Source organism: Blautia stercoris (genome assembly GCF_054657695.1).
In genome coordinates this window covers 1,080,367-1,106,599 of sequence record NZ_BAAHYF010000002.1, presented here as the reverse complement: position 1 = coordinate 1,106,599, position 26,233 = coordinate 1,080,367, and the positions used below count along the sequence as shown (strand labels likewise).

The 26,233-nt window shown below is 37.8% G+C and carries 16 protein-coding genes; 3 read left to right on the top strand and 13 right to left on the bottom strand.

Annotated elements, in window-relative coordinates; genetic code table 11:
• Window positions 1-112 precede the first annotated feature (112 nt).
• The 7 genes from ACYQ2D_RS14855 to ACYQ2D_RS14825 form a co-directional block, all read right to left on the bottom strand.
• Window positions 113-934 (bottom strand): purine-nucleoside phosphorylase, encoded by an 822-nt coding sequence (locus ACYQ2D_RS14855; RefSeq protein WP_459785993.1) that lies wholly within the window; start codon window positions 932-934, stop codon window positions 113-115.
• 62 nt (window positions 935-996) lie between these two features.
• Window positions 997-1,494: a transcription elongation factor GreA gene (greA, locus tag ACYQ2D_RS14850; protein ID WP_022303633.1), complete on the bottom strand. Its 498-nt coding sequence runs from the start codon at window positions 1,492-1,494 to the stop codon at window positions 997-999.
• A gap of 14 nt (window positions 1,495-1,508) precedes the next feature.
• Window positions 1,509-2,033 (bottom strand): transcription repressor NadR, encoded by a 525-nt coding sequence (locus ACYQ2D_RS14845; protein WP_117457172.1) that lies wholly within the window; start codon window positions 2,031-2,033, stop codon window positions 1,509-1,511.
• A gap of 40 nt (window positions 2,034-2,073) precedes the next feature.
• Complete coding sequence (gene nadC / locus ACYQ2D_RS14840; RefSeq protein WP_459785992.1) at window positions 2,074-2,931, bottom strand: carboxylating nicotinate-nucleotide diphosphorylase; 858 nt, start codon at window positions 2,929-2,931, stop codon at window positions 2,074-2,076.
• A complete protein-coding gene (locus ACYQ2D_RS14835; RefSeq protein ID WP_187559300.1) occupies window positions 2,928-4,247 on the bottom strand; it encodes an L-aspartate oxidase in 1,320 nt (439 codons plus the stop codon). Before ACYQ2D_RS14835 ends, nadC begins: the two co-directional genes overlap by 4 nt.
• 146 nt (window positions 4,248-4,393) lie before the next feature.
• Entirely contained in the window at window positions 4,394-7,135 is a 2,742-nt protein-coding gene (locus ACYQ2D_RS14830; protein ID WP_459785990.1) for an NYN domain-containing protein, read from the bottom strand.
• Between the two features lie 301 nt (window positions 7,136-7,436).
• Window positions 7,437-15,263 carry a DUF5695 domain-containing protein gene (locus ACYQ2D_RS14825; protein ID WP_459785988.1) on the bottom strand — a complete coding sequence of 2,609 codons (7,827 nt, stop codon included), beginning with the start codon at window positions 15,261-15,263 and terminating at the stop codon, window positions 7,437-7,439.
• A 308-nt stretch (window positions 15,264-15,571) separates the two neighbouring features.
• Here ACYQ2D_RS14825 and ACYQ2D_RS14820 point away from each other — a divergent pair, with 308 nt between their 5' ends.
• Complete coding sequence (locus tag ACYQ2D_RS14820) at window positions 15,572-16,612, top strand: LacI family DNA-binding transcriptional regulator (protein ID WP_372555323.1); 1,041 nt, start codon at window positions 15,572-15,574, stop codon at window positions 16,610-16,612.
• A gap of 42 nt (window positions 16,613-16,654) precedes the next feature.
• Here the strand turns inward: ACYQ2D_RS14820 and ACYQ2D_RS14815 are convergent, their stop codons facing one another.
• Both ACYQ2D_RS14815 and ACYQ2D_RS14810 read right to left on the bottom strand, forming a co-directional pair.
• Window positions 16,655-18,052 (bottom strand): alanine/glycine:cation symporter family protein, encoded by a 1,398-nt coding sequence (locus ACYQ2D_RS14815; protein ID WP_459785986.1) that lies wholly within the window; start codon window positions 18,050-18,052, stop codon window positions 16,655-16,657.
• Between the two features lie 110 nt (window positions 18,053-18,162).
• Window positions 18,163-18,996, bottom strand: coding sequence for a DNA adenine methylase (locus tag ACYQ2D_RS14810; RefSeq protein ID WP_459785985.1), 834 nt, complete (start codon window positions 18,994-18,996; stop codon window positions 18,163-18,165).
• A gap of 229 nt (window positions 18,997-19,225) precedes the next feature.
• On the opposite strand from ACYQ2D_RS14810, the gene ACYQ2D_RS14805 reads away from it, so the two are divergent.
• Window positions 19,226-19,483 carry a hypothetical protein gene (locus ACYQ2D_RS14805; protein WP_022303640.1) on the top strand — a complete coding sequence of 86 codons (258 nt, stop codon included), beginning with the start codon at window positions 19,226-19,228 and terminating at the stop codon, window positions 19,481-19,483.
• Between the two features lie 373 nt (window positions 19,484-19,856).
• Here the strand turns inward: ACYQ2D_RS14805 and ACYQ2D_RS14800 are convergent, their stop codons facing one another.
• Window positions 19,857-20,690, bottom strand: a complete 834-nt coding sequence (locus tag ACYQ2D_RS14800; RefSeq protein ID WP_459785983.1) for a helix-turn-helix domain-containing protein — start codon at window positions 20,688-20,690, stop codon at window positions 19,857-19,859.
• Between the two features lie 770 nt (window positions 20,691-21,460).
• Between ACYQ2D_RS14800 and ACYQ2D_RS14795 the strand changes: the two genes are divergently transcribed.
• Complete coding sequence (locus ACYQ2D_RS14795; protein ID WP_055306835.1) at window positions 21,461-21,700, top strand: DUF6061 family protein; 240 nt, start codon at window positions 21,461-21,463, stop codon at window positions 21,698-21,700.
• Window positions 21,701-21,822: 122 nt separating this feature from the next.
• On the opposite strand, the gene ACYQ2D_RS14790 is transcribed toward ACYQ2D_RS14795, so the two are convergent.
• Genes ACYQ2D_RS14790 through ACYQ2D_RS14780 form a run of 3 tightly spaced genes read right to left on the bottom strand, consistent with a single transcriptional unit; the run spans window position 21,823 to window position 26,216 of the window.
• Window positions 21,823-21,969, bottom strand: coding sequence for a hypothetical protein (locus tag ACYQ2D_RS14790; RefSeq protein WP_182436987.1), 147 nt, complete (start codon window positions 21,967-21,969; stop codon window positions 21,823-21,825).
• Between the two features lie 21 nt (window positions 21,970-21,990).
• Window positions 21,991-25,104 carry a type I restriction endonuclease subunit R gene (locus ACYQ2D_RS14785; RefSeq protein WP_270362727.1) on the bottom strand — a complete coding sequence of 1,038 codons (3,114 nt, stop codon included), beginning with the start codon at window positions 25,102-25,104 and terminating at the stop codon, window positions 21,991-21,993.
• Entirely contained in the window at window positions 25,104-26,216 is a 1,113-nt protein-coding gene (locus ACYQ2D_RS14780; protein ID WP_055306837.1) for an ATP-binding protein, read from the bottom strand. The genes ACYQ2D_RS14785 and ACYQ2D_RS14780 overlap by 1 nt, the downstream gene beginning before the upstream one ends.
• Between the last annotated feature and the right edge of the window lie 17 nt (window positions 26,217-26,233).

Below are 26,233 nucleotides of genomic sequence, written 5' to 3'. Positions count from 1 at the left end.
TGACCTTATTCTATCTATCTTATGTTAAATTCTTTCGAGACAAATGTAAAATCTATGTAAAATAATAATAGATGAAGCCATCGCACAAAAGTACCCTGACTTCATCTATTGTTTAAATTGCCTGAATCAGTTCTGTAATCAATTCCTTAAATCTTACAGACACTTTGTCAGCAGTCTCCTGTACTTCTTTATGAGAAAGAGCCTGTTTGCTCATCCCTGCTGCCAGATTTGTAATGCAGGAAATTCCGCATACTTCCATTCCAAGATGCCTTGCTGCCATTGCTTCACATGCTGTACTCATTCCAGCCGCATCTGCTCCCCAGCTTCTTGCCATCCGGATTTCCGCCGGTGTCTCATAATTCGGTCCGGTAAACTGCACATAAACCCCTTCCTGAATCGGAATCTCCAGCTTCTTAGCACAAAAGATTGCTATTTCACGCATCCTTTCGCTGTATACTTCACTCATATCCGGAAAACGCGGTCCTAATTCTTCTATATTCTCTCCAATCAACGGACTTGGAACTGCTGTTGTGATATGGTCTTTTAAAAGCATAAAATCACCTGGGCGATAATCAAAATTAATTCCCCCCGCTGCATTCGTGAGAATCAGCTTCTTTGCTCCTAAAAGTCCCATCAGACGAATGGGCAAAACCACATCACTCATCGGATATCCTTCATAGTAATGCACTCTTCCCTGCATGATGACAACCGGAACGCTTCCAATATAGCCAAATACAAATCTTCCCTTGTGTCCGGCTACTGTAGATACCGGAAATCCCTCAAGGTCTTTGTAATCCACAGTTTCTTTCACTTCAATGTGTTCTGCATAATCTCCAAGTCCCGAGCCAAGCACCAGTGCTACTTCCGGCTTAAAATCTGTTTTTTTCTTCAGACTTTCCAGACACGAAAATAATTTTTTCCTTACCTGATTCATAAATTATCCTCCAATCATACATTACTGTGAACTACTCGGCTACAAGTAACCGAGCTTCTTACTTAAAAACTGCGGATATCATCCTCCCCATCCGCTTCCTGAATGGAACGGATTTCTACCGGATAGCTCACAGAATCATTGACCTGTACTAAAACAGTCTCCCCGGCTTTATGTCCAAGGATTGCTTTTCCAAGCGGAGATTCTATGCTGATTCGGTTATCCAGAGAATTTCCACGAATCGATGTTACCAATTTATAAGTCTCTGTCTCATCATCCTCCGGGAAATAGATTTCTACCAAATCATTTAATCCTGCTTCGTCTTTTTTTGTTGTATCTGTTACAATCTTTGCAGTTTTTAACATTCTTTCCAAATATCGAATACGGCTCTCATTTTTATTCTTATCTTTTTTTGCCGCATAATACTCAAAGTTTTCGCTTAAATCCCCTTGTGCTCTTGCTTCTTTTACTGCCTCAATTGCATTTTTACGCACGACTAATTTTCGGTAGTCAATTTCTTCCTGTATTTTTTTTACATCACTTTCCGTCAATTGTTCCTGCATAATCTTCACCTCTTCTATGATATCTTAGAATCCACCTGTGCCAGAAATCCTCTGCGTGCCAGTTCTGCTTCAATATCATCTAATGTGCTTTCACTGTCCGCTAAGATTGTATGATAATGATATCCCGAAGTAATATTTTTAAGCGGGCTTGACTGCCCACTTTCAATTTTTGCCACAAAATCGCCAATCTTCTTTCTTGAATCAAGTCCAAGTTCTGCAGACAGACAACCATAAATCTTATGATTGATAAATACATCCGCTACTTTTCCGCCACAATCTACAATCAGATTCAGCTCCTCCTGAATTTCTTTATCCGTATGGCAGACATAAATGACACGTGACGCAAACACCGGTGTCTGCAGCACATATCCTCTATGTGTTGAAAGAATATCCTGATTTTGTGCACGTAAAAGTGCAACATCCTGTACAATTACCTGACGGCTGACGTCAAATTGTTTTGCCAGTTCCGTGCCGGAAACGGGCTTGGGACTCTGCCCGATAAATTTTAAGATTTCTTTTCTTCTTTCTTCACCGTTCATCCTTCACCTCTTCCTTCCTGTTACGTCTTGCAACAGAACTCTATTGATTTACAGGATGAAGATTTTTCATGGAAATATCAAGTATCGGTGCAGAATGTGTTAATGCTCCGCTTGAAATATAATCCACTCCGACAGAAACCAGTCTTGACACATTTTCTTTTGTGACATTACCGGAACACTCTGTCTGTGCTCGTCCGTCGATGATTTTGATTGCCTCTCTCATTTCATCCGGTGTCATATTATCTAACATGATAATGTCTGCACCTGCTTCCACTGCTTCTTTTACCATTTCAAGATTTTCTACTTCGATTTCAATTTTACGGACAAACGGAGCATATTCTTTCGCCATCTCAATTGCTTTTGCAACACTTCCGGCTGCTCCGATATGGTTATCTTTTAATAAAATACCATCGGATAAGTTATATCTGTGATTACATCCACCGCCTACTTTGACCGCATATTTTTCAAATACACGCATATTTGGTGTCGTCTTTCTGGTATCAAGCAGTCTGGTCTTACTACCTTCTAACAAATCGACAATGCTTCTTGTATAAGTTGCAATTCCACTCATACGCTGTAAGTAATTTAACGCAACTCTCTCTCCGGAAAGCAGAACGCGAATATCTCCACGAACCACACCCATCAGCTGTTTATTTTTTACGACATCACCGTCTTTTACATAAAATTCAACTTCAGTTTTTTCATCTAATAATTCAAATACTCTTTTATAAACTTCAAGACCTGCAATGACACCGTCCTGTTTACAGATTAACTGAACTTCTCCAGGGCAGGCTTCTCTCATCACTGCATTTGTTGTAATGTCCTCACTTGTGATATCTTCTTTTAATGCCTCCATAATCAAATGGTCTGCATTTAATTTCATTGTAATCTGGTTCATACTGCTTCTTCCCTTACCCTTTCAATTTCTTTTCTTACGCTTTCTGCATATAATTTCTGAAGTTCTTCTTTTCCTAAGAATTTCGTTGCGTCTGCTTTTTTAAGCAGTGCATTTTGTACATTTTCTTCTTCGGCAGTTTCTTTTGTTTCTAAAATCTTTGTAATCTGTCCTGCGGCACGTTTTGCAAATACCAGACTTTCTAATAAAGAGTTACTTGCCAGACGATTTGCTCCGTGAACTCCATTACAGCTTGTCTCACCGGATGCATACAGACATTTCATGGTTGTGCGGCTGTATTTATCTACTTTTACTCCACCCATGAAATAATGCTGTGCCGGAACAACCGGAATACATTCTTTTGTCACATCAAAGCCTTCTTCCAGACATTTCTGATAAATATTCGGAAAATGTGTTTTAATCTGTGCTTCTCCGAGTGGACGCATATCAAGCCATACATAAGGTTTATGGTCAATCTCCATCTGTTTTCTTATCTCAGCTGTCATCAAGTCCCTTGGCAGAACTTCATTTGCAAAACGTTCCATTTTTGCATTGTATAATTTTGCTCCCTCTCCACGCACGGATTCAGAAATTAAAAATCTTCTTCCTGGTTTTGGAGAATACAAAGTCGTCGGATGAATCTGAACATAATCCGGATGTTCCAGTTCAATTCCATGTTTTAAGGCAATTGCCAATGCATCTCCGGTTAAATGTGGGAAGTTCGTAGAATGTTCATATAATCCTCCGATTCCACCACAAGCCCATACAACCGCTCTTGCAGTCACTGCAAACAATGTTTTGTCCGCGCTTCTTGCCACGATTCCATAGCACTGGTTTTTCTCTTCCAGTATATCAATCATTGTGGTCTGTGTCAAAAGTTCTACATTAGAAAGTTTCTGTACACAGGCAAGCAGCTTACTTGTAATTTCTTTTCCTGTCACATCCTGATGATATAAAATTCTTGATTTAGAATGTGCGCCTTCTCTTGTATAAGCCAGCTCTCCGTTTTCTTTTTTATGGAATTCTACTCCGCAGTCGATCAGTTCGTTAATCACTTCTCTTGAAGAACGAATCATAATATCCACGGATTCTCTGCGGTTTTCATAATGACCGGCTTTCAACGTATCTTCCATAAAAGAATCATAATCCTCTTCATTTCGCTCCACACAGATTCCGCCCTGTGCTAAAAAAGAATCACTGTTTTCAAGTTCATCTTTCGTAATCATAAGAATTTTTTTGTCTTTTGGTAAATGTAAAGCGGCAAATAATCCTGACACGCCCGTTCCTACAATTACCACATCTGCTTTTACGTGTTTCATTTATTTCCTTCTCCTATCCCTTCACATTAAAATTGCTCAGTTTTTGAAATTATACATCTTTTCTTTACATCTGACAAGACAGATGTAAACTTGTACTAAAACAAGTACAAAAAAAGAATCCCAGCCAAGGGATTCTCTTGTCTTTTTTATTTCTGAAGTTTTTTCTTTCCCAACCGTACTTCTTCCATCAAATCTGCCATTTCTTCATCTAAATGGTCAAACAGATAATTTTTCTCTTTCGATGTCTTTTTTTGCACTTTCTTTGAAATCTCGGCTTCTACTGCTTCTACTTCTTCTAAAAGATTTGCAGCAGAAAGCCGGTTTCCACCCTGCCCTAAGATAATCACCTGTTCTAAGGCATCCGAAGTGGCAACTGTAACCTGATATTTTCTGCCAATTTCATGTACTGTTTTTTCAATATACTGGTCGGCGGTTTCTGCTTCTTTGGTATAGACCACATAAATATTGTGGTATTTCATTACACTTCCTGGATTGCCTTTGACTTTATAAGCATCAAAGACCAGAATCAAAGTCATTTTTTTATACCCCTGATAATTACTTAAACGGTCCATCAGCTTATTTCTTGCACTTTCAATATTGATTTTTGAAAGTTCATTTAGATCTTCCCATGCAAATATAATATTATAACCATCCACAAGCAGATATTCTTTTATCGGTTCTCGTTTTTTCTCTTTTCTGGTATTTTCTGTCTCACTGCTTCTGACACTTGGATTTCTGTTTGGATTTCTTTTTGAAACCCGCTCCCAGCCCTGTCGTTCTCTTTTTACTGCACCATACGTACGCTCAAAGATGGCTCTTAGTTCTTCTTCATTTTGAACCCCTTCTTTTAGATAAGCTTCGGCTTCTTTTGGGGTTCTTTTTGGCATTGGAAGTTCTTCTTCTACCCGTTTTTCCGTCGGTGTCTGCAGTTCCAGATGCATATAGTCTTCTACTTCATACCACGGCACAATAAATCCTGCCCCATGCGCACAAAAGACAGAACCTGTTGGATTTTCCAAATCGCTTTCGGAATCGTAGTTCATCTCTTCAATCACTTCATCCGCATTATGGCACGGCATATAGCCTTTCAAGGTACAAAACAGTCTGCCGTGCCCGCTTGTATAAGCCATCACTTCTTTTTGATAATCACGCATCAAAGAAACCGGCGCAAAACCAGTCACTACGGAATATTCTCCTTCGCTGTCTGAAAGCTGAAATTCCCCATACATTTTCTGAATATCCGCCATTGCCCTTCCCACTTTATCTGCAGGCAGTTCCAGCCGAAATTCATAGACCGGCTCTAATAAGACACTCTTTGCTTTTTTCAGTCCCTGACGCAGCGCACGATAAGTCGCCTGTCTGAAATCTCCACCCTCGGTATGTTTTAAATGTGCCCGCCCGCTTATCAGCGTAACCTTCATATCTGTAATTTCCGAACCGGTTAAAACTCCTTTATGCATTCGTTCTTCTAAGTGCGTCATCACCAGTCTCTGCCAGTTCCTGTCTAATAAATCTTCACTGCAGTCTGCAAAGAAATGAAGTCCTGTGCCTCTTTCCGCCGGCTCTAATCTTAAATGCACTTCGGCATAATGGCGAAGCGGTTCAAAATGTCCGACTCCCTCGACGCAGTCTTCAATCGTCTCTTTATAGACGATTTTTCCGCTGCCAAACTCCACTTCTGTCTTATAGCGTTCCCAAATCATGCGCTTTAAAATTTCAATCTGCACTTCGCCCATAACCTGTGCATGGATTTCCTGTAATCTCTCATCCCACACAATATGAAGCTGCGGTTCTTCTTCTTCCAGTTCTTTTAGTTTGATTAACATACTGTGCACATTACAGCCTTCAGGCAGTCCGATTTTATAAGTTAAGACCGGCTCTAAAACCGGTAAAAACGTATGGGCTTCGATTCCAAGCCCCTGTCCACAGTAAGTATGAGAAAGTCCCGCCACCGCACAGACGCTTCCGGCTTTGGCTTCTTTTACTACCTCAAAAGAATTTCCGGAATAAATCCGAATCTGTTCTGCTTTTTCTTCCCAGAGTTCTTCTTTTCCTTCTCCTGCCTCTTTTTCATTTGATAACAGCATTTTTACTTTTAAACTTCCGCCGGTTATTTTTAAATAAGTTAATCGGTTTCCCTGTGCATCTCTTGCAATCTTAAAGACCCTTGCACCGAATTCTTCAGGATAGGCACATTCTCTTGTAAAGGTTTCGATTCCTCTTAAAAATTCTTCGACACCCTGAATCTTTAAAGCCGAACCAAAATAACAAGGAAAGACTTTTCTCTTTGCTATTAAGTTTATGATTTCTTCTCTCTCAATTTCTCCGCTTTCCAGATAATGTTCCAATACTGCCTCATCACAGACTGCAAGATTTTCCTTTGCCTCTTCTGTTTCAAGTCCGGCACTGAAATTAATACATTTTCCATCCAATCTTTTGGTTAATTCTTCCATCAGTGCATTTTCATTGGTATCCGGCTGATCCATTTTATTGATAAATAAAAAGACCGGTATCCCATACTGTTTTAAAAGACGCCATAAGGTCTGTACATGTCCCTGTACGCCATCTGCTCCACTGATAACCAAAATGGCATAATCCAATACCTGAAGGGTCCGTTCCATCTCAGCCGAAAAATCCACGTGTCCCGGGGTATCAAGCAGGGTAACTTCCCGCTCTCCTAATCTAAGTTCCGCCTGTTTGGAAAAAATAGTAATTCCACGCTCCCGCTCCAATTCATAAGTATCCAAAAATGCATCCTGATGATCCACACGCCCCAGTTTCCGGATGCTGCCTGTCAGATATAAAATACTTTCTGCAAGCGTCGTTTTTCCGGCATCGACATGTGCCAGAATCCCGATTGTCAGTTTGTTTGTATTCTCTAAATCCATCTATATTATAAACCTACACTTTCTGCATTTGACTTTTTTGTATTATATCAAAAAGAACGTGAAAAAGCAAAACAGGGACAAAAGCCCTTTGATAAGCTTCTGCCCCTATTTTTTGTTTCATTAGTCAAGCGGATATTCGCAATCCGCTTTCGCTACTTGCTCATAACCAAATAGCTGCTACGCAGCTTATCAGAAGGGGCTTGCCCCCTCCTGATACAAGCAAGTCCCCACCCCTGCTTATTGCTTTTTGCAATTGAAGCAGGGGACTTCCTTGATTTGGTTAAATCCTTTTAAAAGAGTTTTATTTGCTCTTTTTTGTTTTGCTCCAAACTCCGGAGTTATCTAAGTAATAATCGCCAACCCATACATTACTCTTCATAGAACCATCCTGTTCTCCTCCAAAGTAATACCATTTGCCGTTGATTTTCTGCCAGCCGGTTTTCATTGCGCCATCGTTTGCACTTCCAAGGTAATACCATTTACCCCAGATTTTCTGCCAGCCTGTCTTCATTGCTCCGTCATTATTATTTCCAAAGAAGTACCATTTACCGTTAATCTGCTGCCAGTAAGTCTTCATGGAACCATCTTCAGCAGAGCCAAGATAATACCATTTACCGTAAACCTGCTGCCAACCGGTCTTCATTGCGCCATCGTTTGCACTTCCGAGGTAATACCATTTACCGTAAACCTGCTGCCAGCCGGTCTTCATTGCGCCATCGTTTGCACTTCCGAGGAAATACCATTTGCCCCAGATTTTCTGCCAGTAAGTTCTCATGGCACCATCGTTTCCAAAGAAATACCATTTACCGTTAATCTGCTGCCAGTAAGTCTTCATTGCTCCGTCGTTTTCCTCTCCGAAGTAATATTTCTTACCGTCGATTTCCTGCCATCCTGTTTTCTTTATACCGTCTTCGCCATAATAGTATTTCTGACCATTGATTACCTGCCATCCTGTCTTGGACAGTAATGCTTCCATTGCTTTTTGCAGGTTTTCTTTTGCAGCTTCGATTTCTGTCTGCGTTGCATCGTCTAAGTCGAGCACTGCTTTTGCAGCTTCTAATGCCTGTGCAAAATTGTCCCAGGTAGATGCTACATAGTCGTCTTTGTTTAATTCTTCCGCTTTTTCTACTAATGCTTTGAGCTCTTCAACAGATGGTTTTTCTTCTCCACCATCTACTTTTTCAAGCTGTGCCATTGCACTTTCCAGTCCGCTTACTGCTTCGTCTACTTCTTCCTGTGCTGCATTTTCATTTCCAGCTACTCTCTGTGCTTTTTCGAGTGCTTCTGCAAAAATGTTCCAGGTTTCTTCTGTATAGTCTGCTCTTGTTAATGCTTCTGCTTTTTCAAGTGCAGATTCCAATTTGCTCTTATCTGCCGGATTTTCCGGTTCGGTTGGTTTTGCAACCAGATTTGCCATTGCTGCATTTAATAATGCAGTCTGGTTATCCACTTCTTCCTGTGCTGCATTTTCATCTGCATAAACTTCTTTTGCAGATTTTAATACACGTTCAAAGCTTTCAAAACTTTCTTCTGTGTAATCCTCTTTTACTTTCTTGTCTGCTTCTTCAATTGCTGCCTGTAATGCGCCTTTGTTTACTTTCTGTTTTTCAACAAGATTCTGCATTGCTTCTGCAAGTGCAGTTTTTGCCTCATCTACCGCACTCTGTTCTGCATTATCATCTGCGGCTACCTTTTCGGCTACATCCAATGCAGTCTTAAATATTTCAAAGCTTTCTTTTGTATAGTCTGCTTCGTTCTTTTCTTTTGCACGTTCGATTAATGCAGTTAATTCTGTCTTGTCTGCTTTTTCTTTTAATGCTTTCATAGCAACTTCAAGTGCAGATACTGCCGCATCTACTTCTTCCTGAGTTGTATCTTCTTTTGCATAAACTTCTTTTGCCACATCGAAGGCTTCCTTAAATGCATTCCAGCTATCTGTTGTATATGCATTTTCTTCTTTCTGTTCTGCAAGCACTAAAGCTGCAGATAATGCTTCTTTATTTACGATTTCCGGTTCTTCTTTTGCGTAAACTCCATTTACTTTCCATTCGATGATACCGGTTCCTCTTGAGGCGTCTTCTGTTGCGCCTTCACGAAGCTGTGGTACTACAGTCAGGCGTACTGCTGTTGTCTTAAGCTTTCCAAGTGCAATTGTATTGTATTTATCTGCTGCACATTCTAAGTTCTGTGCATCTGCAACTTTTACCCAGTTACCATTTTCATCTAAATATTCTACGCCTGCGGACTGTGGCAGGAAGTTTCCGCCGCCATCCTGGAAATAATACACATCCATGCTTTCAATTTCAACCGGTTTTTCCCATGTATAGGAAACCCATCCATCTACAACACTTCCGTCTTCTGCATAGCGATTATGCCAGTTGTGCCATACACCATTTGAGGTATCTGCGGAATTTGCCGGTTCTTTTTCGTTATTCAAGCTTGCAAGACCACCAAGGTCATCGATTCTGCCGTCTAAACCGTCATAGTTGCAAAGTCCGTCTGTTTTTGCATCTGGTGCAAGATTTTTTACCTCTGTATCCGGTTTGGATAATTCAAGATTTGCCATTGCTTCTTTCAGCTTGGAAAGTGCTTCTTCAATCTGTTCTTTTGTAGCGTTTTCTGCTTTTTCTACTTCTTTTGCCGCATCAAGTGCTGTCTTAAATGCATTCCAGGACTCTTCTGTATAAGCTTCCTGCTGTTTGGTTTCTGCTTCTTGAATCATTTCCGTTAAAGCAGTCTTATCCGGGGCTTCTGTAACTTCTTCCAGATTGTTCTGTGCTTTAATCAGGGCTGAAAGTGCAGTTTCTGCTTCTTTCTTGCTTGCCTGTGCATCAGCTTCAATTGCTTTTGCGTTTGCGAGTGCTTTTGTAAATGCAGTCCAGCTTTCTTCTGTATAAGAGCCTGCTTCTAATTTTTCAGCTTCTTTGATTGCCTCTGTCAGCTCGCTCTTATCAACAGGCGCTAACGTACCATATACTTTCCACTCTACAACACCTACACCTGTATTATCTTCTGCCTGTTTGTTTAAGGTCACACGAATAGCGGTTGTTGTTACTTCATCAAATGTAGTTGCATTAAATTTGTCGATATCTAAATTATAATCACTTGCATTTGGTACTTCTTTCCAGTTTCCATCTGCATCCAGATATTCATATACATAAGAAGTCGGAAGATTAATTCCACCGTTGTCAGTTTCTGAACCATCATACCAGAAGTAAATATCACTGCCTTTTAAGGTTACTTCTGAACCCCAGGTATAAGTAAGAGTTTCGTATTTACTTGTGTTGCCCCATGTTCCGTATCTTGCGATTCCCGGATTATAAGATTTTTCCGGAACAAGACCATCGTTGATACCAGAAAGTTTTTCCCAGCCGGATACAAAGCTTGTAGAAGCAGTTGCGCTAAATGCAAGGTTTCCATCTTTTGCCGGAAGAGAAGCAATGACTCTTTCGAGTTTTGCTGCTGCTGCATCTACTTCATCCTGGGTTGCTTCTTTGTTGTCGTAAACTGCCTGTGCTTCTTCGATTGCTGCACTTAAAGTAGCATCTGCACCTTCTTCAAATAAGGAAGTGTCAACAGATTTTGCTTTATCCAGTGCAGATTTTAATAACTGTTTGTCTGCTGCCATTTCATTCGAATAGCCATAAACTTTCCATTCAATAACACCACAGCCTAATGTTTTTGGTTTCATCCACATACGGATTGCAGTTGTTGTAACCGGAGCAAATGTAGTCTTGTTGTATTGATTGAGTTTCACTCCAAATCCGTCTCCATTTTCTACTTCTTTCCAGTTTCCGTCTGCATCCAGATACTGATAGCTTACGGATGCCGGTGCAAAATTTCCATCGGTAAAGTAGTAAGCATCTGTTCCTGTAATTGTTACTTCGTTATTCCATGTGTACTGAACCCATGCATCTCCTGACTGATTTCCTCCCTGCCAGTTATGCCATACTCCGTGAGAAGTATCTCTTGAACTTGCCGGGTCATAACCATCATTTAAGCCTGCCACACCGCCTAAATCTTCCGGTGTATTTACAATTGCAGTTGGTGTTGCAATCAAAGCAATGTTCTGCTCTTTTCCTTCTACTACCTGTACTTTGGTAGATACCGGATAATCAATTGCTTCTAATTTACCGTTTGCTTCAAATTCACCACGTTTTGTATATAAGGATTTTTCAATGTCATCCCATGTGATGGATTCATATTTGCATAAGCCGTTTGAGTATTCTACTTTTGCTGTCTTTGGCATATTTGGTGCAACTCCAACGGAGGTAATCACCGGTGAAATTACAACATTTTTAATTGTAGTTTCTGCTTCAGAACCATATTCTTTCTTTAATTCTTCTGCGCTTACCGCTTTAGAAAGCATCTTAAAGTTATCATAAGTTCCGTTTAACCACGGAGAACTTTCAGAACTTGCACGACCGATAAAGTTTTTCTGTGTTTTTCCAAGTTTATCAAAGGAAAATCCTGCATCTTTGATTTGGGCATACGCTTCTCCGTTGATATATAAAACTGCGATATTATCTTTTAAGGTTACTTCTACATTCTGCCAAGAACCAGAATTTAAAAGCACACCTGCTTTTGCAGTTTCTGATTCATTGGTTTCAAGATTGGTTACTGTCATAGACAGCTCGTTTGCACTTTCAAAAGATACCTGGAATACATTTCCATCCATATCGCCAAATTCAAACAGTCTTGTTCCATTTGTCTGCGTACCGTTTAATTTCACATCCATGGAAATGGTTGCTTCTTTTGTGTTCTTTGTCAAGTCACTGGAAAGTTTGACATAACCACCGATTTCTCCGTCCATGGAAATACCGTTTCCGCCATCTTTTCCTTCTGCAACTTCTACATTTCCTTTTTGCTGTGCATCAATACCGGAACCGCTGATATCTTTTACTTTCTTATTTGCAGTGTCCATATTGGCAGCTTCAAAATCATACTGTGCCAGTACTTCCGGCAAGTCCTCTTCTCCTTCTACCGTAACTTTTACAGTATCGGATGCACTGTTACTCTTGCCTTTGGCTGTTAATTTTAAGGTGTATTCACCAGCTCTTGTAAAGCTTACTTTTGTGGAAGTTGTTTCTTTATTTGAGAAGTTTACTTCTGCTTCTTCCGGAGCTTCTTCTACACTCCATTTTACAGCCGGTTCTGTATGTAACCATGCATTGTCTCTTGCGCTTCCATGAAGCATCACTGTTTCATTTACAGCTGTTGTTACATCTTTTCCTGCATCAACTATAGGTGTTGTGTTTTCTAATAAATCTCCGGCTTTGATTTCTACTTTTGCGCTGTCTCCTGCCGGAAGAGGAAGAGCGACTGTTGTTGTACCTTCGCCTGCGATAAAGCTTCCTGCTACTTCTCCATTTACCAGTACCTGATAATTTCCTGCCGGAATACCTGTCAGGTCTAAGTTAGATTCATGTTCTACACCGGTTACATTTACAATGTTCATGGAAATTGTACTTCCATCTTTTGATACGGTTGCGCTGTCATACTGGTCACGATACAGTTCTAAAGAAATCTTATTATTAATCAGGTTTAATCTGTGGTAAACACCATCTAACGGAACAACACTGTAAGAAGCACCATTATCTTTCACTTCACAGCCATATCCAAATAAACCGAATACCGGGTCGACTGCAACATCAGAGGAAGCGATACGAACTGCACCAAAAAGCGCAAGGTCAGCTTCACCAGACATCTGTCTCCAGCCATTATGAAGTTTTCCACCGCCGGTTCCAAGTGCAGTATCATTTCCCATTTCTGACTGATAAGTCCAGGAAACGGTTCCGATGTTTTCTGAGTCAGCATCAATCTGTCCGGAGTTAATTACGGTAAAGTTTGCAAGTTTTCCTGCATAGTTAATTCTCTGTGCTTCACCCATTTCGTCACTGCTTAAGCCATTATTTTCAAAACGAAGCCAGTCATCCATACAATATCCTGCAAGAGAAGCAGTATACTGGAAGTTGAACCAGTTTTCACCACAGATTGTGGTTGGGTTTCCATAATGATACCAGATTGGCTGTACACCACGGCAGGCTCTTGTTTTTTCATTGACTTTTGACATAACGGAATCATTTCCAAACATTTTTGCCAGAGTGTAGATTGCTTCTTCACTGGTATTGTCATAAGGATATTCTGAGATATATGGATATGGGTCATTTGCAAAATTCTGGAATTTTTTCTCCATGATACTTGTTAAATTTTCCGCTTCTTCTTCATATCCACGTTCCTGTAAAGCTTCAATGATATCCGGTGTAGTAGATTCTCCCATCAGACCAGTTGCCCAGTTATAACCAACGGTTCCTTCATTGTATAACGCATCCATAATGTTATAACAACGAAGCAGGTATGTATCTGCATCTTCGATATAATCAATTAAGTCCGGATATTGTTTTGCAATTTTATACATAGCAAAGTAAGTATTGTAGATATGCGGGTATGCAAATCCACGGTAAGTCGGTGTATTGTTCGGCTCTTCCATTAAGAAGTCGTGAATCAGATAATCTTCCTGATGTTCTCCCATCAGATTCTGCCAGATTGCTACATTTAAGTATTCATCTAATGCCTGTACCTGCTCTTTTACCGGATTGTAGGAGTTCATTTCTGCAAGATATTCGCCATGAACATATCCCCAGTCATCACCCCAGCCCCAGTAACCATCAAAAGAGCCTCGTTTGGACTTGGTATCCATCATCCAGTCATCAAATACTTTATCCTGAATCTCACCTGCTGCATCCCACTGTGTTTTCAGTAAAAAATCAGAGTGAGTAGACAGTGCAGATTTTAAATCATCCATCATATAGAACTGCAGCATGGTTGTTTTTTCTTCTCCATCCTGTTTGTAGTTTACAATGATGTCATTTTGTCCTAAATCTCCAAAAGCAATTTCATAAATATGATACTGCTCTCCATTGATTTCTTTTGTTTCCAGATATTTTGCATAAGTGTTTTCGTCTGTGCGTTCACACGCAAGATTATTGGAAACGGTATTTGTACCTTGATGAAGATTATTGGTATGCGGACAGCGATATTCAAAAGAAATATCCTTTGCATCTACCTTTGTATGAAGATACATTTTTGCCGGCATATCTTTTGCAAATGTCATGCCCGGAACTGCAACTGCATCAATGATTCCCTCATCATAAAGTTCGGTTTTCATCTCAGATTCATCTGCTACTCCTGTAAAATTAAAGGAATAGGTTTTGCTTTCTCCGGCTTTTAAAGTCATGCTGGAACTTTCCATGTAACCTTTATTTCCGGATTTTGCATCTTTACTGATTGCATCAGAATGAATATAGAATACATTCAGACCGTTTGCCCAGTCTGCCTGATCCATACACCATTCTTTTTCTTCTGCACGTCTCTGTCCCACCTGCCAGTGGTCCTGATATTCAAATCCGGCACCTGTTTCTGTTTCCGGTGTCATTAGCAGGAAATGACCCTGACCACTCGGTCTTGTTGCATATACATAAGAGGAGTCTTTTCCAACAAAGCTATGGTCGACTGTGCAGGCTTCATAAGCTTCTCCCTGATTCACCCAGATTTCATGAAATGCAAGCGGAACTCCGAAATCTCCAAATACCAAATCAGAATCATTGGTATTTTCTACAGTGATATCCCATTTTAACTGGTCATCCACTAAAGAATAGGTTTCTACCAGTTTAAAATCTTTAATGGCACGAGTGCCTTCTGCTTTTGAATTATCATAAGTCACAATAATTTTGTTATCTTTTAATTCAACCGTTCTTCCTGCATCAGAAGAATTGGTAAGAGATTCACTCCAGGAATCTTCACCATCCTTTTTGGTCTTGAACATCAAATCTCCAAGCCATTCATGTGCACCGGTGTCCTGTTTTGGATTATCCTTCACATTCATGACATAGTTTGTGTCAAATTCGTCCCCCACAATTTTCAATGACGTGATTTCTCCATATTTACCGGTCTCTACGTCAAAGTAATCATTTTTTAAATGATATCCATTTTCTGTCTTCTCCGCAATCATTCCATCTGTTGCTGCAAGTACATCAATACTACCCAGATATGGAAGATAATTTCCAAGCACCATAATCGTGGAAATTGCGATTGAAAGAATCGAGCGCGGTACTTGTTTCTTATCCATAATAATTCCTCCTTCTTTTTTCACTGCCTCTTTCAGATACGCACAGTCTTTTTTGTATCTTTTTTCGCAGCTTTGTAAAACGTTTTACCATTTTCTTTCTCAGTATACTCTCATCGAGCAACTTATTCAATGTTTTTGTGATTATATTTTACATTTTAGTTGTTATTTCTAATTTTTAGTCTTATTTTTTATAGAATTTTACTATAAAATAACGTTTTACTTATTTTTCTTTTCAATTCATTGACTTAACCGAAACTTCTCCCTATAATAAAAGAAAAATACCAAAAAACTACACTTTACTTTAGGGGGTGATTTTTATTGCAACAATAAAAGAAATTGCAAAGGCGTGTAATGTCTCAATTTCTACCGTATCAAATATTTTAAATGGAAAAAACAAAGCCAGCGATGAAGTGAAAAAACTGGTCTTGGAAACTGCAAAAGAAATGAACTATGTGCCAAACTATATGGCAAAAAACTTAAAACAGAAAAATACGAAAACCATTGGAATTATTGCCGAGGATCTCACTATCTTCCATACTCCATCGATTATCGACGGCATCAGTGAATTTATGGAAGAAAAAGGGTATACGCTCTTAATGGGAAATATGCGGCTTTATCAGAAATATGGAAATTTTTTTTATAAAGAAGAAAATTATGACTCGCTTGTCGAAGATGAAGTACAGCAGATGCTCGCCAAACGGGTGGAAGGAATTATTTACATTGAAGGACATTACCATGTCATGGATAATATTTCCGAACTCTTCTCCGTTCCGCTTGTCGCAGTCTATGGACGAGTAAAAAATCCTGAGATTACTTCGATTATTTACGATGACGAACAAGGGGGGTATGAAGCTACAAAAGAGCTGATCGCAAACGGACACAGAAAACTTGGGCTTATCAAGGGAACAGAGGCCAGCTATCATACCCTTGAAAGACGCAAAGGATTCTTAAGAGCACTTTATGAATATCAGATTCCGTTTAATCCATCGTGGGAAATCAGTGGTGACTGGAACCGGATCGATGGCTATGAAGGTGCAAAGCGTCTGGTCAAAGAAGGCGTGACCGGAATCTTTGCCATGAATGACTTAATGGCAGCAGGCGTTTATGATTACGCTGCCAAACACAATTTGACTATTGGAAAAGACCTTTCGGTTATTGGATTCGATAATAGGGAAATCTGTGCCGCATTTACCCCTGCCTTATCTACTATGGCACTTCCTTTAAGAAAAATGGGAACCATTGCAGCAGATTATTTAATTCAAAAAATCGAACATCCCGAACCATCCCATCAGGATGAATATAAAATACCATGTGAAATCTTAAAAAGAAAATCGGTATGCAGACTTTAGTGCTCTGCATACCGATTTTTCTTTTTTTACCAATACGAATTCTTATTTCCACACCGTATCTTTAATTCCAATATCGGATTCTTTAAACACCGGATTCTTTCCAGCTTTTTTCTGTTCTTCATAATTTTTCAGTGCTTTAATTGCAGTCTTTCTAAGCAGCATAATCGCAATAATATTAATGATTGCCATCAACCCCATTGTGATATCTGCGATATTCCAGACTACGGAAAAATCCGCCTGTGCCCCAAGGAAAATTGCTACGACACAGGTAATGCGGAAAATATTTAATAACACTTTACTGTTTTTAATAAATAAAATATTGGATTCCGCATAATAATAATTTCCAACCAGACTGCTAAAAGCAAAGGCAAAGATAGAGACTGTAATAAAATGAATTCCCCACTGTCCAATGTTCGCACGGATTGCTTCCTGTACAAAAGGGATTCCATCTAATACTCCACTTTCTCCCTGCACTCCGGAAATCAGAAGCATCATAGCCGTGGTACTGCAGATTAAAAGTGTGTCAATAAATACAGAAATCACCTGCACCATCCCCTGTTTGACCGGATGGTCAACATCTGCAGATGCCGCTGCGTTTGGCGCACTACCCATACCGGCTTCATTTGAAAACAGACCCCTCTTGATTCCAATCATCACCGCACTTCCGGCAAATCCTCCGGCAAAAGAACGGGCACTAAATGCATTTTCAAAAATCATACCAAATACATGCGGAATACTGCTTAAATTCGTGAGCATGGTATAGATTCCAATTAAGATGTAAACAACTGCCATAACCGGAACAATAAAAGAAGTAATTACTCCGATTCTATGTGCACCGCCCCAGATAACTGCAGCAAATAAAACAGCCAGTACAATACCAACCACCATCGGTACATGGGTCTGCGAATAATTTGGAATGTAATACTCTAACGCGGAGGACATATTAAAGGACTGAAGTCCGTTAAATCCATAGGCAAAGCAGATAATCAATGCGATGGAAAACAGGATTCCAAGCCAGCGTTTTTTTAATGCTTTTTCCATGTAGTAAGATGGACCACCTCGAAACTGTCCATTTTCTTCTACCTTATAAATCTGAGCCAGCGTACTCTCAATAAAAGCAGACGCACTGCCGACCACTGCCATAACCCACATCCAGAAAACCGCTCCCGGTCCTCCCGCTGCGATTGCAGTTGCAATTCCGGCAATGTTTCCGGTTCCTACTCTTGAAGCAGTAGAAATCATCAATGCCTGAAAAGAAGAAACCGATTTTTCTCCCTCATTTCCGGTTTTCTTTTCCATAATGGATTTTAGTCCATCTTTCAATAAACGAATCTGAACTCCCTTTGTAAATACGGTAAAAAATACACCAGCACCCACAAGCAAAATCAGCAGAATATACGTGTACATGAAATCGTTTATTCCTGTCAGAATCTGGTTCATACCTATCTCCTTTCAAAATGCGTATATTCTGCCATTATACCGTATTTTAAATTTGTGTCAAGTCAGTCCTGTAAAGTGAAAATACATTCCTGCAAAGTCTCTAACTTCTTCTAATAATTACATATTATTACTTCTTCTCCCACTCTATTAGATGCATCAGAATTAATCATACGCCTGACACTTACAACATCTATTTTATAACCTTTATTTCCATACAACTCGTTTATCAAGTCTGTATTATGATTTGTAAGCATACAGTAACATCCTCTCGTTGTTAATTCATCATAAAGTTTTGCCAGTCTCTTATGACTTTCTATATCAAATCCCTCTTTTGTGTAGGATTCAAACGAAGTAGGATTCAATGGCGCATAAGGACTGTCCAAAAATACAAAATCTCCCTTTTTCGCTTCTTTACAAGCATCCTCAAAATCTCCCTGCAAAATCGTAATATTCTGAAGATATTCTGAAACAGCCCAAATTACATTTTCTTCTACAGATGCTCTGCGACTGTTATTATATGGCACATTAAAAAGACCTTTTCCATTTACCCGATACAAACCATTAAAACAATGTTTATTTAGAAAAACAAATAATGCCGCCAATTCTACATCATATTCCGATTTCATTAACTTATCATTATAACGTTCCCTAATGCTATAATAATACTGTTTTCCATCTTCCCACATCTCAGAATCTATTTTATTTACTTCACTTAAAAACTCTTTGGGACTGTTGCAGATTCTTTGATAAGTATTAATCAACGCTTTATTAATATCATTAATTAATGCTTTTGAAGGCTGCGTCCCAAAAAACACAGCACCGCCTCCCACAAACGGTTCAAAATAATGATTATAATTTTCAGGCATTCTCTCCTGAATCTGGCTTAATAACTGACGTTTTCCACCTGCCCATTTCACAAAAGGCACAATCTCTGTTTTTCTCATTCCACTTCCTCTTCTTTATGTTTACATTTCTTTTCAATAATCTCTCTCGTCTATTATACTTGCAAACAGCCAAAAGAACAACCTCAGTCTTTACTCTTTACTTTTGGAATACAAAAATATATTCATGCTTAATGCCCAAAAACAGATTGCTATCTATACAAGAAAATGATAAATTTATTATTAAGAATAATCTATTTTTCAAAAAATAAATACCAGGAGGTTTCACGCTATGGCTACTTGCAACAAACAACATCGTTATTTAGAAGGATTTAATGAACTTCCAGAAGCTCAGGATAACAGAAATGGAGGACGACATATCTGTGCAGCTTGTGCTTATGAAGAAGGCTTAAAAGATGCTTTAAACGGTAATCTTCCGCAATCTGACCTTTCCCACCTGCCTGATAGTCAGGCTGGCACTGTACGCCATAAAAGTGCAATTGCCGCCTATAACCTTGGATATCAATATGGTAAAAAAATTAGTTGTTAAACAATACTATTGTTAAATTTTCAAACTTCTTTTTCAAAAAACAAAAATCCCCGAAAGCATAGCTTTCGAGGGTTGATATTTTCTCCGAAAAATAAGAGAGATTATCTCTTTGAGAACTATGGATGCCCGTAAAATGGGGCTTTTCGGATATGCGTGCTGCATACGTGATGCAAACCCACAGCATCCCAGAACAACCGAGCACTTCTCTTCATGGCCAGGTATCAGGAATGGTGCCTGGTCATTGTTTGGGATTATATTTTTATTGAAAATCATTCTTTCGCTATTCCCAGACACATAATATAAAAGAAAGCTGAGCATAAATGACCGGGATCATGCTCAGCTTATGAAATCAAATCGAACATATACTCTTCTATCAACTTATGTCTATTGCATTTTGGCGTTTAATCCATAATACATACGTTTGATATATTACTAGACAATGTATTGCTATCTCAAGTACAAGTCTAACCGTGCTATTCATAGACAGATACTGATTTGTATGAACTATAAGATTATAATTTGAATAAATGATACGGAACATTCCCCAAATCGCAGCCAAATAAATTATCATAGAATATATCTTACTTTTCTTACCCGAAACAAAATAAGCGAATGTTGCTACAGCACCAACTATATTCGGGATAATTAAAACAATCCACCATAAAACAATCTGAACATTTGAATTAATTACCATATTTCCAGTAATACAGGTCGCAGCAAAAAATGCAACAATTACGGCACCCATCCTTTTTGGTGATAGCATTCCTCGTATAGCATTAACAAAACCATACGCAAAGAAAACAATCTGAATAAGCAATGCCAATACATTTATTACAATCGCTTGAATATCATTATAATCAATCATCTCTGATTGCAACGGGAATCTAATTATAATGTCCACAATAGTGATAAAAAGTGAAATTACCACAAACGCATAAAGAGCTATCATTATGTTATTGACGCTTTTCTTTTCAATAACAGGGTTACGTTCTACTACTTTTTCCATTTCTTTTCCAGATAACAGATCGTCAAGACTCACTTCCAGAATCTGCGATATTTTTTTAGTAGTAAGTAAATCAGGGTAACGATCCCCACATTCCCACCTTGATACTGCCTGTCTAGTTACATATAATTGCTCGGCAAGAGACTGTTGGGTCATTCCCTTTTCTTCTCTCACTCTCCTTAGTTGTTCGCCAAATTCGACCATATTAAATCTACTCCTTTCATAATTAGTTCATCTGCAGATGTAACCTTAGTATCACAAATTACTAGAACAACTTCAAGCAACACCTCAATAACTCATGTCACCATTATGGTGCGTCCGCTAAAATCAAGCATTTATCCCATTTACAAATCTATCGTTAAGTAAATCGGGAGTTGTCGACTTCCCCAAAAGATTCTTTCTAGCATGCATCTTCTTTCGCCCTTGATAAGAACTATCTCAAGTTCCTATAGACTCGGTAAACTCCAATTTTTCTATCTCATAGACGCAATCAACAAAACCTTAGAAAATAAGACCACGGTAATTGCTGATGCAGAATCTGCATAACAAAAGGACGCTCTACAGTGTCTATCACCGAAAAGTATCCTATATTTAACGCTTACCTATATTTTTAGATATTTTTGTTGCAAACCGAATAAGTTTCACCACATTTCTAGACATTTCATCAAAATTTAAGGGTAAAGAAAAACCCCAGAAACACGATGTTTCTGAGGTTTGTAATCTCTTCGAATTGTAATTCTCTTGCGAGATAATTATCTCTTTGAGAACCAAATTTAACGTTTTGATATCTTGAAAAGCCCAGAAATACAGGGTTTGTGAAAATTAGTGTTGCATACCTGTTGTATACAGTAGACTGCCTATGACTGTCCACGGCTACTATTAACACTCCCTATGGTTGTTTCCAGAATGGAAAATACCTCTTACTCCTGTAAACATAATTACAAATCAAATTGCTTAAAGAAAGGACTCATATTATGAAAATACATTTTGCTTACTACAACCAATTCAAAAATGGCATTGATATTGCCTTTGCCGATAATACCCTGCTCTTTTTATCCTGTGTCGAAGCCGAAAAGGAATTGCATACTACGCCTAACTCACAGAGATTGATTGACAATCTGGCTATTGAAGATCCATTGTCTTATGTTGCTATGGCATTGGATGGAGAATTACAGGCTTGGGCGGATGCTATGGATGAGGATTGGTATCTGTAATGGATATACGGCATGACCATCATTTACATCAAACAATTTATATTTCTTTTTTAATAATACAAAGCTCGTTGTCGCAAGAAATACCAGTATCCATATACCTACTAAAACCATACAACTCCAAATTATTTTTTTATCATCCCCTCTTGCATACTGGAACAATCTGTCAATGGAGCAAATAATCCTATAAACCCTATAATTGCAAATATCGCACCCGTATGTTTTCTTGATGTCACTAATATATAGGACATGTTCGCTAATATTTTCTTCATTTGTTTTTCTCCAAACACCAATTAAATCACACCACCAACACCTTTAAATTTCTCTACAAAAGTAGATATCTTTTCAAATACGCTTTGCTTCTTAGTATGATATTGAGGATTAAGTGGACTCATTTTAGGAAGAATTTCATTCAAATCTGTCCCATTTTCACTCGCATATTCTTTTCTTAATGAGGTCAGAATATATCTTTTTGCAGCTTCCTCGTTAAGCTTCTCCTCCATTATCAATTCTTCTGCTTCTCTCTTTTGTTCCTTCTGTGCGAATTGAAAGAATGCATCAATAATACTTGCTTTATCTTGTATCTCATCTAAATCTGTCTGATTAATAAAAGCAACAATTAAGCTTTCCTTTGCACGATTTCCCGTACTAGCCCTTACGATTCGACGTATTTCATCAATCAATATATTTTTATCTTTTGTATTTTTGTTTTTTTCATAAATCAACTCCAAAATATAATCTAAATTAATTTCTTGAGATTTTAACAAATCAACTTCAAATACAACATCATCCCAATCTATCTTGGAATTACCTTTTTCTTTTCCTTCTCTTTCTCGACGAATCCATTCTCGAATATCATTATATTTAGAACGATAATCTTGTACAGTTCTTTCTTCTAATATATCCACTAATTGCATCGCTTTAATGTCTTCATCACTAACAAAATGTGTTGACTTAAATATTTCTAAAGTTTCCGAATCAGCTAAATCAATCTTCTGTAATTCTTTTAAATTTGTAAACTCATCATAATTTTGTAGAATATTTTCTATCTTTAAGTATTCGCCAAATAATTTTACAAATTCCTTTTTTTCTTTCTCTGTGGTAATTTCATCCACATCTGCGAAACGAGATTTCAATTCTTGAACAACATCTACGTATCCTCGACGTGCTTCGCCTGTAACAATATCTTTAAAACCATTCATATATTCCTGATAGCTTTTTTCAAGAACTATGTTTTTTGTATTATCGTCACCAAAACACTTTATCGCATCAATTGTAGCTTGTTCCAAATCTCTGAATGTAACAATATTTCCAAATGTCTTTGTAGAATCATAAATACGATTTGTTCTGGAAAAAGCCTGCATAAGTCCATGATAACGAAGATTCTTATCTACAAACAAAGTATTCAGTGTCGGTGCATCAAATCCTGTCAAAAACATACCAACAACAATCAAAAGGTCTACTTCCTGACTTTTCACTCTATTTGCAAGGTCTCTATAATAGTTTTGAAATTCTTTACTTTCAACACCAAAATTGGTTTTGAATTTTTTATTATAGTCGTTAATAGCCATCGTCAAGAATTCCTTTGCACTACTGTCCATCGCAGTTGGTTCAAAGGTTTCATCTTGAATTTCTCCGATTGCATTCTGTTCTTCATTCACTGCAAAAGAAAAAATGGTAGCTATCGTAAGAGGCTTTTCACATCCCTTTTGCAAGTTATTCAACGTCTCATAATAAAGTTTTGCGGCTTCAACACTACTAACTGCAAACATTGCATTAAACCCCTTAGCACCAATATGTGCACGATGGGTTTTTACTCTGAAATTATCTAATATATATTGAGATATTTCTCGTATTCTCTCCGGATGTAACAATGCTTCTTTCGTTTCAGCGGCTGTCAATTTCTTCTCATCCTGTTCCATCTCAATATCTTTAAACTTCGGACGAACATCATTATAATCCACTTTAAACTTTAAAACTTTTTCATCTCTAATTGCATCTGTGATAACATAAGAATGTAACTCTCTGCCAAATACTGATGCCGTTGTTTCAGCTCCCAAAGCATTTTCTGGAAAGATAGGGGTTCCCGTAAACCCAAATTGATAATACCTTTTAAATTTCTTTTTTATATTTTTTTGTGCTTCTCCAAATTGTGAGCGATGAGCTTCATCAAAAATAAATACAACCTGCTTATTATAAATTTCCAAATTCGTCTCTGATTTTATAAGATTATTCATCTTTTGAATTGTAGTAACAATAATTTTATTGTCATCCTTCTCAATATTACGTTTTAATCCAATGGTATTTTCCGAACCATTTACACTGTCAGGTGAAAAACGCTGGTATTCCTTCATCGTCTGATAGTCCAAATCTTTTCGATCAACCACAAAAAACACCTTATCAATATAATCCAGTTCTGTTGCTAATCTAGCCGCTTTAAAACTCGTAAGTGTTTTACCCGAACCTGTTGTATGCCAAATATATCCACCACTTTCTGTTGTTCCCCACTTTTTTGCATTATAAGAGCTTTTGATTTTCCACAAGATTCGCTCTGTTGCTGCTATCTGATAAGGACGCATAATTAATAAGTTATTACTTGTATCAAAGACGGAGTACGTCAATAAAATCCTTAAAATCGTATTTTTTTGAAAAAATGTCGCAGTAAAATCTTTTAAATCTTTAATCAATGTATTATCTGCTTTCGCCCAGTTCATCGTAAAATCAAAACTATTCTTATTTCTTTTTGTTGTATTTGCAAAATATCGACTATCCGTACCATTAGAAATTACAAATATCTGCAAATATTTATATAAAGAATTATCTGAGTTAAAACTCTCTTTACTATATCTATTTATCTGGTTAAAAGCCTCTCGAATAGCGACTCCCCTTTTCTTAAGTTCAACTTGGATAAGTGGCAAACCATTCACCAGAATCGTTACATCATAACGGTTAGCCTGCGTTCCTGTTTGCTCAAACTGAGAAATAACCTGTACTTTGTTCTTTACTATATCTTTTTCATCCTTCTTTACAAGATATATATTTTTGATATGACCATCATCAAATACAAAATCATAAATATAATCATCATGAATTTTGCGAGTTTTGTCTATATGATTATCACTTGCTTTATCTAAATATTCCTCACAAAATCTTGTCCACTCAGAATCAGTAAATTTAACATCGTTTAATATCTGCAATTGTACTCGCGCATTCTCAAACATTGCTTCAGGTGTTGTTAGGTCTGGTAAATATTCATACCCTTGATTTCTTAAATCCTGTATGAATTCATGCTCCAAATCAGCTTCTGTCTGATATGTACCAGTTTCACGCACACATGATGCATATTTTTCATATTTGTCTAATACAATAAAATTATTTGATTCTGCGATAGAATTATATTCATACATTATTCTGCCTCCTTCCAAAATTTTGCGTTATCTATTAAATGTTCGAGTAGTAGTTTCACCGTTTGTTTTTCCGCTTCTGTTGGCTCTTTTACTTCTTCATTTAATAATGTCCTATGACTATAAAAATTCATTACACGTTTCGCATACACTTCTTTATCGTCAGGTAATAAATCCGACCACTTCTCATATCCTAGAAAATTGGCTGCCTTTTCATATAGATTTCTCAGCAACGTAAAATGATACTTTTCAACCTTATTTTCTTCAATTGCTCGCTTAAGTATCCCTATCAGATGATGATGATAAGAAAAATTTTCATTAGAATCACCAAATTTTGTATCTAACTCATAACTTCCGTCCTCATTTTTCTCCAACATATATCCATTATTTTTAATTTTAAGTTCGTTATATAACACGTTATAAAAAAGCGGACTATGTGTTGTAATAATAAATTTTAAATCTGATTCACTTTTACGAATTACATCCGAAAGATTCACAGCCATCTGAATCAAATGATTATCATCCAGCGAAGTCACTGGATCATCAATGAATATGTATTCCAGTTGATTCAACTTGTCTGTCTCCCTATCGCTTTCCTCAGGCACATTTAATACTGATACAACCTGTTCTAACAAACTATAAAAAATGCTCCAGACAAAGTTGCTTTCTTCACCTTTAGATATTTTAATATTTTCTATGTCCTCATCATTTCCCTTTTTTAGTGAAAACGTAACCTCTGAAAAATCTTCATTAAATTTCGGTGTTAATGCATGATTATTAATGTACTCTTGAAAATTACTAATCACATTCAATTCCTGTCCCTGTTCAACAAAGACCCACTCTGTAAACGCATTTGGATGAATTTTCAATTTTAAATTAGTATCATTATCCAAATCATTATCCCAATAAAATAAATCTTCGGTAAAGGCATTGTAATATAGTATCTTTTTGCTCGCCAATCCGTTTTCTTCTTCTAATTCATTTTTAGGTGCAATCAATTCTTTAAATGCCCTCGAAAGTCGTGTTTTACCAGTACCATTAAAAGCATATATTAGCTGTACTTTTTTATTGCACTCCTTCAGTTGTATTGCAATCTCATCTAAACTTTTCCCCATAGTATACCTCTAGTTCT